At 70.5% G+C, this 3,585-nt stretch carries 5 protein-coding genes; 3 read left to right on the top strand and 2 right to left on the bottom strand.

What is annotated here, in order from left to right; genetic code table 11:
* Both ACFQ36_RS21595 and ACFQ36_RS21590 read right to left on the bottom strand, forming a co-directional pair.
* Nucleotides 1-519: amidase family protein (locus ACFQ36_RS21595; protein ID WP_377017425.1), on the bottom strand; the 519-nt coding region annotated here is incomplete at its 3' end.
* A gap of 91 nt (nucleotides 520-610) precedes the next feature.
* The gene (locus ACFQ36_RS21590) at nucleotides 611-1,354 is read right to left on the bottom strand and encodes a Type 1 glutamine amidotransferase-like domain-containing protein (protein WP_377017423.1); all 744 of its coding nucleotides are present in this window, start codon (nucleotides 1,352-1,354) and stop codon (nucleotides 611-613) included.
* 135 nt (nucleotides 1,355-1,489) lie between these two features.
* Between ACFQ36_RS21590 and ACFQ36_RS21585 the strand changes: the two genes are divergently transcribed.
* The 3 genes from ACFQ36_RS21585 to ACFQ36_RS21575 all read left to right on the top strand — a co-directional run.
* A complete protein-coding gene (locus ACFQ36_RS21585) occupies nucleotides 1,490-1,816 on the top strand; it encodes a rhodanese-like domain-containing protein (protein WP_377017421.1) in 327 nt (108 codons plus the stop codon).
* A gap of 3 nt (nucleotides 1,817-1,819) precedes the next feature.
* Complete coding sequence (gene pheA, locus ACFQ36_RS21580) at nucleotides 1,820-2,746, top strand: prephenate dehydratase (protein WP_377017419.1); 927 nt, start codon at nucleotides 1,820-1,822, stop codon at nucleotides 2,744-2,746.
* Nucleotides 2,746-3,585 (top strand): DNA topoisomerase IB (locus ACFQ36_RS21575; protein WP_377017417.1); only part of this gene is annotated, 840 nt, incomplete at its 3' end. The genes pheA and ACFQ36_RS21575, both read left to right, overlap by 1 nt.

The following is a 3,585-nucleotide window of genomic DNA, read 5'->3' as shown; positions in this document are numbered from 1 at the left end:
CCCGGGCGCGAACGGCAGCATGGCCGCAGCCACGGCGGCCGCGCTGCCGCCGGAAGAACCGCCCGGACTCAGCGCCGGGTCCAGCGGGTTGCGCGCCGGCGCGGCAACCCGGTTCTCGCTGTAGGAGGTCAGGCCGAACTCGGGCACCTGGGTCTTGCCCAGGCTGATGGCCCCGGCCTGCTGCAGCACCTCCACGAGGGTGTGGCTGAAGGCGGCGGGCGCATGCTCCAGCGCCGAGCTGCCGTGCGTGGTCTTCACCCCGGCGACGTCGGTCAGGTCCTTGAACGCCAGCGGCAGCCCGTGCAGCCGGGGCAGGGCCTCCCCGCGCGCCTGGCGGGCGTCGGCCACGCGGGCCTGGGCCAGCGCAAGCTCGGCGGTCACGGTAATGAAGGCGCCGAGCCGGGGATTGAGCTGGTCGATCCGGCGCAGGTAGTGCTCGGTGAGTTCGAGCGCGCCGAGCTCGCCGGCGCGGATGGCGTTGCGCTGCTGCAGCGCGGTGAGTTCATGCAGTTCGGTCATAACGGTTCATTGAAGGCTGTCCGGCGGAGTGGGCTCCGCAGCGCTCGCATCCGCTGCGGACCCCCTGGGCCTTTGCGGGAGCGCCCGGCCCTTATCCGAGGAAGCGGGTCTCGATCGGTTCCTCCAGGGCCACGGCCTCCGGGCCGTCCCCGGCGTGGACGGTGACCCGCCAGGCCTGTTTGCCCTCCACCTCGGTGACCGCCTCGGCCAGGGCGGTGCCCCGGTACACCAGCCCGACGCCGTCGTCGGTGCAGTGCGTCTCGCCCAGGGTGCCGGCCGCCACCAGCTGGTGCACGAGCGGGCGGCGCTGCGGCTCGGAATCGTAGTGCACGCCGTTGTCGTAGGGCAGCAGGGCCAGGCCGTTGGTGACCGCGCGCAGGTCCGGGCCGAAGGAATCGGTGGTGCCGCCGCGGAACCAGCAGATGGAACCGGCCGAGACGCCGGCCAGCACCACCCCGGCCTCCCAGACCCGCCGGAAGACCGCGTCCAGCCCGTGCACCCGCCACACCGCCAGCAGGTTGGCCACCGAGCCGCCGTTGACCCAGACCACGTCCTGCTCCAGCAGGTGCTCCTCCATATTGGCGATGTTGGGCATGCTGAACAGGTTCAGGTGCGCCAGGTCGAAGCCGGCCACCCGTGCGGCGTCGCTGAGGTCGCTGTTGAAGGCCCGCTGGTCCCCGCCCGCGGTGCCCAGGTGGGTGATCCGGGGCGCGCGGCCGGTGGCGCCGGAGAGTTCGACGGCGTGGTGGACCAGGTGGTTGAACTCGAGCCTGGTCCGGTGGCCGGGCTTGTAGCCACCGGAGGTGGCCAGGATGGTGGGCTGTTCGGCGGCCATTCACGTACCTCGGTCATTTTCATTAAGTTGCACGGGTGATCCCACTATAGGCTGGAGGGGACGGCACTGCGGCGGCCAGCCAACCCGCTGCCGGCTGTTTTCCAAATGATCCCGCAGCAGCTATTCGGAGGTTCCATGAGCGGCATCGAGAACGTGGGCGTGGACGGCATCGGCCCGGGGGCCAAGGTGCTGGATGTCCGCGAGGACTACGAATGGGAGGCCGGGCATATAGGCGGCGCCGTGCATATTCCGTTGGACCAGTTGCCGGAGCGGCTGGAGGAACTGGACCCGGACGAGGACCTGTACGTGATCTGCCGGACCGGCGGGCGCTCCTACCGGGCCGCGGCGTGGCTGGTGGGCCACGGCTACTCCGCGGTGAATGTCAGCGGCGGCATGGATGCGTGGATGGAAGCGGGGCGGGACATGGTGTCCGATAACGGCCAGCAGCCGACGGTGCTGTAGCCGATGGCCCCCATCTACACCTACCTGGGCCCGGAGGGGACCTTCACCGAGGCCGCCCTGCTGCAGGTTTCCGGGGCCGCCGAATCCCTGCGCATCCCCGCCCCCAATGTGAACATCGCGCTGGAGAAGGTCCGCACCGGAGAGGCCGACGCGGCCATGGTGCCGATCGAGAATTCCGTCGAAGGCGGGGTCAGTGCCACGCTGGATGCGATTTCCACCGGCGAGCCGCTGGGCATCATCGGGGAGAAGCTGGTGCCGATCCGCTTCGTGCTGGTGGCCAAGCCGGGGCTGGCGCTGGAGGACATCAAGGCGGTGTCCACCCACTCGCATGCCTGGGCGCAGTGCAAGCAGTGGAGCGACAGGAATATTCCCCAGGCGGAATACCTGCCCGGATCCTCGACCGCTGCCGCGGCAGTGGGGCTGCTGGCCGAGAACTGCCCGTACGACGCGGCCATCTGCTCCCCGCTGGTGGCCGAGCAGCGCGGGCTGACCGTGCTCGCCGAAGACATCGGCGACGTTGCCGACGCCGTGACGCGCTTCATCCTGGTCAGCAAGCCCGGTCCGCTGCCGGCCCCGACGGGCTCGGACAAGACCACTTTGGTGGTCCCGCTGCCGGAGGACCGCCCCGGTGCGCTGATGGAGATCCTGGAGCAGTTCGCCACCCGCGGGGTGAACCTGAGCCGGATCGAGTCCCGGCCCACCGGCCAGTACCTGGGCGACTACTTCTTCAGCATCGACGCCGACGGGCATCTGGCCGAGGAGCGGGTGGCCGATGCGGTGCGCGGGCTGCACCGGGTCAGCCCGCAACTGCGCTTCCTCGGGTCCTACCCGAGGGCGGACCGGCGCGGATACTCGGTACCGCGGTATCATCAGGACCAAGCATTCCGCCAGGCACATGCCTGGGTCGAGGGGATCCTGAAAGGGCGCTGATGCCGCGTTTGCGCCGCAGCGACTGGGCCGGGCCGGGCTATACCCGGCGCAGGAGGGGTCCGGGCTTCAGCTACCGGGCCCCGGATGGCAGCGCGCTCCGGGACCCGGACGAACTGGAGCGCATCAAGGCGCTGGCCATCCCTCCTGCCTGGCGCCGGGTCTGGATCTGTCCCTACCCGAACGGGCACATCCAGGCCGTCGGCTTTGACGACGCCGGGCGCCGGCAGTACATCTACCATCCCTTCTGGCGCCAGCGGCAGGACGCGCGCAAATTCGACCGTGCCCTCGACTTCGCCGCCCGGCTGCCGGTGATCCGCGCCGCCGTGACGCGGGACCTGGCGGGGGAGGGCTTCACTCGGGACCGGGCCTATGCCGCCGCCGTGCGGATCATGGACATTGGGGCGCTGCGCATTGGCAGTTCCGAGTATGCGGACAGCAACGGCTCCTACGGGGTGACCACCCTGCAGGCCACGCACGTGAGCGTGAAGGGCTCCACGATCGAGCTGGACTTCCCGGGCAAGAGCGGCCAGCAGTGGCAGACGGTCATCGAAGACAAGGCGGTGGCGGCCTTCGTGGCAGCAGTCGTCGAGGGTGGCAGCCCGACGGCCCTTGCCTACCGGCAGAACGGCAGCTGGCATGCCGTGGAGGCCTCCGCGCTGAACGACTACCTGCGCAGGATCAGCGGCGGGGATTTCACCGCGAAGGACTTCCGGACCTGGCAGGCCACGGTGCTCGCCGCCGGCTCCCTCGCCAAGGCGGACAAGGCCCTGCGCTCCGAGGCCCGGCACAAGCGGGCTGCGAAGGTGCGCCGCTCGGCCGCCGGCGCCGCCGTCCGCAGC

The organism is Arthrobacter sp. GCM10027362 (genome assembly GCF_042679445.1).
In the GTDB taxonomy this organism is placed as follows: Bacteria; Actinomycetota; Actinomycetes; order Actinomycetales; family Micrococcaceae; genus Crystallibacter.
The sequence above is the reverse complement of the archived record's forward strand: the minus strand, read 5'-3'. Positions and strand labels throughout refer to the sequence as shown.